The 3783-nt window shown below is 63.0% G+C and carries 3 protein-coding genes; 2 read left to right on the forward strand and 1 reads right to left on the reverse strand.

Annotated elements, in window-relative coordinates; genetic code table 11:
* Positions 1 to 1395: 1395 nt before the first annotated feature.
* Positions 1396 to 1740: a tyrosine-type recombinase/integrase gene (locus tag ABZ260_RS48320; RefSeq protein WP_355631944.1), complete on the reverse strand. Its 345-nt coding sequence runs from the start codon at positions 1738 to 1740 to the stop codon at positions 1396 to 1398.
* A gap of 391 nt (positions 1741 to 2131) precedes the next feature.
* Here ABZ260_RS48320 and ABZ260_RS48325 point away from each other — a divergent pair, with 391 nt between their 5' ends.
* Positions 2132 to 2962: an alpha/beta hydrolase gene (locus ABZ260_RS48325; protein WP_355631938.1), complete on the forward strand. Its 831-nt coding sequence runs from the start codon at positions 2132 to 2134 to the stop codon at positions 2960 to 2962.
* 337 nt (positions 2963 to 3299) lie between these two features.
* A complete protein-coding gene (locus ABZ260_RS48330) occupies positions 3300 to 3566 on the forward strand; it encodes a hypothetical protein (RefSeq protein ID WP_355631941.1) in 267 nt (88 codons plus the stop codon).
* Positions 3567 to 3783 lie beyond the last annotated feature (217 nt).

Here is a 3783-nt window from a genome sequence, read left to right on the forward strand (position 1 = left end):
CGCCGTCCGAGCGTGCGGCGTGGGCGCCGGTCTCGGCCGGCGGCGGGACCACGGGCCGCCCACCGCACCGTCCACACGCCGCACTCGGCCCTCAGCCGCCGCACCAAGGCCGCACCGCCGCCTGGCCTCGCATCTTCCATCGAGACCCTTGCCTGCAAATATGCAAAGCCGCCGCAGGCTACCGGACTCGAACCGGCTCACCCCTGAAAAGAGGAACTAACGCGCAAGACGCTAGCCTGAGCTCCCATTCAGCATTTGCCTGCGACGGTATGGGAAGCCTACAAGGGCACGAGGCCAGCGTCCTGTAATTTTTCAGTTACTCGGTGCCTGGTACCACTCTCACGATCGCCTGATGGTGGCTGATCTGCGTACAGGGTTGGGGGCGATCGACGGTCCGGGGATTCGTTCCTCAACCCCGGCCCACCGAGCACCAGGGCGACGAAGGTGCAGATGCTCCCCATGCCCCTCGCGTGCCCGTCAGGAGGGTGATCAAGGGGGACTCACGGGCAATCACGGGTACTCGAAGCACTCCCCCGCAGGTCAGCATCCTCCCAGCTCAGCGACCAGATGCGATAGAGACTTCCCAAGCTGATGTTGTCGCTGGAAGAGCACCTGATCTTATTCATCATCGTCGTCACTCGTGTACGCGTCATATAACTTGCGGCGGAGGAGATCGGTTCGGACAGTCAGGGCACCAAGAAGTTCCTCATCGCTCAGCCCATCCGTGGTCCTGAAGGCCCATGAGGAGTGACCTTCCTCATCAAGGCACTTCACGAGAACTATCGCGCCCAGAGCGGTCCATCCTTCGGGAAGCGAGTAGACGTTGAGACCATTCAGGGCCTGGCCTACGGGTACTTCTTTCTCTCCCTCTGTCCCGGAGCCTCCTGATGGCCGGTAGTGGCACGAATCGAGATGTGCTGCTCAAGCGCGTCGCAGCAAACATCGAAACCACTGTGTCGAGGGCACTCGACTTCACCAGCTCGCGGGCAGTAGTAGATGTTCGAGCAACCGCAGTCGAAGAACACAGGCAAGGGGTCAGGCAGGCCAGCCATGTTTCTGATCATGTGCCGTTGGCTCCCTGCTGTGCAACTGCTTTGATCTTCGATGGTCCGGTAGTACCGCAACAGAGGCACATGGCGGCTCATGTCCACACCCGTCCAGCACCGGTCAGGACCAAGTTCCGAGTCACTGATCATGGCCGGGACAGTCCTGATAAGGAGGCGATCAGGCCATTGAGGGAGCCTTGGCTGTACAGCCATAAGTACAGCCAAGAGGGCGAACGACGCCGGAACTCAGCGAACGTCCACGGACACCGCGCCCGCAGGCCAGAGCCTCAGACCTTGATTGAATCGACTTCTTTTAATCCGTAGGTTCTGGGTTCGAGTCCCAGGCGCCCTACCCCAATGAGCTGGGCAGGCTTCCCTTTTCCATGATCGGGAAGCCTGCCCGGTTGCTTTTCCAGTCGCGGTTATGACCGGTCCGTTGCCGCCAGCCGCCCCACAGCGCCCGCCCCATCCGGCCCGCCGCCTCGATCGCGAGCGTCTCCGTGATGTGGGTGTACCGCTTGATCGTGGTCAGCCGGGAGTGGCCGAGGACTGCCTGAATCACCCGGATGTCCACCCCCTGTACGAGCAGGAGCGTGGCGGCCGTGTGGCGCGCGTCGTGAACACGGACGCCCTTGTCGATCTCGGCGAGTCGCAGGAGTTCCTCCCAGTCGCCCCAGTCGTCCCCGGCATCGATCGGGCTTCCGTCCGGCGCGCACCACCCGAGATCCCAGCCCTGCCCCCCGCCGCCTCCCGGTCGAGCCTCTGAGACTCCTTGTGGAACTTGAGAAGGACGATCAAGACGGCGGCGCGGCGCGCCGCCGCACGGCCCGTGGTCCCGCCGTACCTATCAACGCACCGCACCAGGCCGCACCGCCGCAAGGCATCACCACCTCTCGTAAGGGCGATGAGGAAGCCGACCTATGCGAGTGCTCCACGATCGCGCCGTCTGATCGTCAGAGGCGTTGACCAGATACGACCCATCCGCGGCAATCGCACGAATGCGATCATGCCTGCCCGCGCTGAGGCCTTCGGCCATGCGTCAACCCCAGTTGACACAAAAATGATTGTCAATCTAAGTTGACGTCATGGAATGGGATGAGAGACCAGGAAGCAACGATGTTCCAACGCCGGTGATGGTCGATGTAGGCGATCACGCGCTCTGCGCACAGGTCCGCGGGAAAGGTCCTACCGTGGTTCTCGACTGCGGCGGCTCAGGCCAGGGCATAGGCGGCTGGGGAGAGGACCTGGAGCGCACGTTGGCCGAGCGGGCCACCGTGCTGACCTACGACCGGGCCGGCGTTGGCCGCTCCGGCGGATCGCAGGCCCGTACCGTCGCCGAGATGGCCGACGACCTGCACCGACTTCTTCACGCCCTGCATCTTGAACTGCCGGCGGTATTCGTAGGCTGGTCCTACGGCGGGCTCGTCACCCAGTTGTATGCCACCCGCCATCCCAGTGACGTGGCGGGACTGATCTTCGTGGATCCGACCGCCAGCGGAACCCCGCCAGGCTCAGCGCTCGTACGCGATCTGTCGTTCCTTCTTGCCCCACGGCTACTGCGCCTGCGTGCGATATTCGGCGGCACCAACGCGCAGCCGCTGCGCGAACTGGCCGTCACCCTGACCGGGATGCAGAACGCCATGCGCGAGGTCGCCCAGGCGCGTCAGGAGAGCGGATTGCCGCCCGTGCCCATCCGCGTGATCACGGCAGGCCGACGGCCGCGGATGCCCAAAACGCATCTAGAGCATCTCAACGCCGACCATCACGCTCTGGCCGACCAGTCCCCGCATGGGCAGATGATGGTCGCTGAACGGGCCAGTCACCAGATTCCGTTCGAGCAACCCGAGATCATCAGCCAAGCGGTCGACGAGGTGCTGAGCCTGCCGCCGAACTCACAGGAAGACCTGAACAGGTAGCTCAGATTCTCCGACGCGGCTCCCTACGATCGCCATGCTGTGCTTGGCCGGTAGATGGGTCTGTCAATCAAACGGCTCTGGCTCACTTTCGGTGGTAACGGAGCGTGCGCATCGCGCCGACGTCGCGGAGCTGGGCGGTTTCCTCACCAGATGTTTGTGAGACCGTGTGCTCGCCCCTGACCGTGCTCACCGGACTGGGCTATGACATCCTTCTGACCAGCCAATTCGTCTTAAGCGCGTCTTTATCGCCCACGATCACGCTTGGTCACCACCGAAACTGAGCCAGAGCCGTTTTTTTCTACAGTCCTTGCGCAGGGCCGGACAAGCCTGGGGAACCGTGTTTGCCGACAAGGCCGACGTGAACAGCGTGATCACCAACCAAGTCCACGGATCAGGCGAAGGCAAGGGGTATATCCAGTTCCTGGACCAAGACAAGGGCGTGCGGATATTCGGTGGTGTGTCCGCCGGCTGGATACGGGGACTTAACGATGACGAGGCATGGATCCGCTTCAATGAAAAGGGCATATGGGTGCTCAAGAACCAGAACGGCAAGCGTGAGAGCGCGAACGTGGGTTGCGCAACGGTCAATGACCGGCCCGCATGATCACGGTGTGATCAGCGCTGTCGGCGGATGACAGGGACAGGAGTCAAGGCCGTTCGGAGGTAGAGGGCTCCACCTTGACCCCTGTCCCTGGCCTGCTCCCCAGAGGGGTGTGGACTTCCCCTTCTAAGCGGCATTCCAGAAGTTCCGCTTGTAACCGGCCGGGAGCCAGGGGCTGGTCCACGGCGCGGCGGTGACCAGTAACTGGTCCGGTGAGCGG

Origin of the sequence: Streptosporangium sp. NPDC006013, from assembly GCF_040614275.1 — a bacterium.
GTDB lineage: Bacteria > Actinomycetota > Actinomycetes > Streptosporangiales > Streptosporangiaceae > Streptosporangium.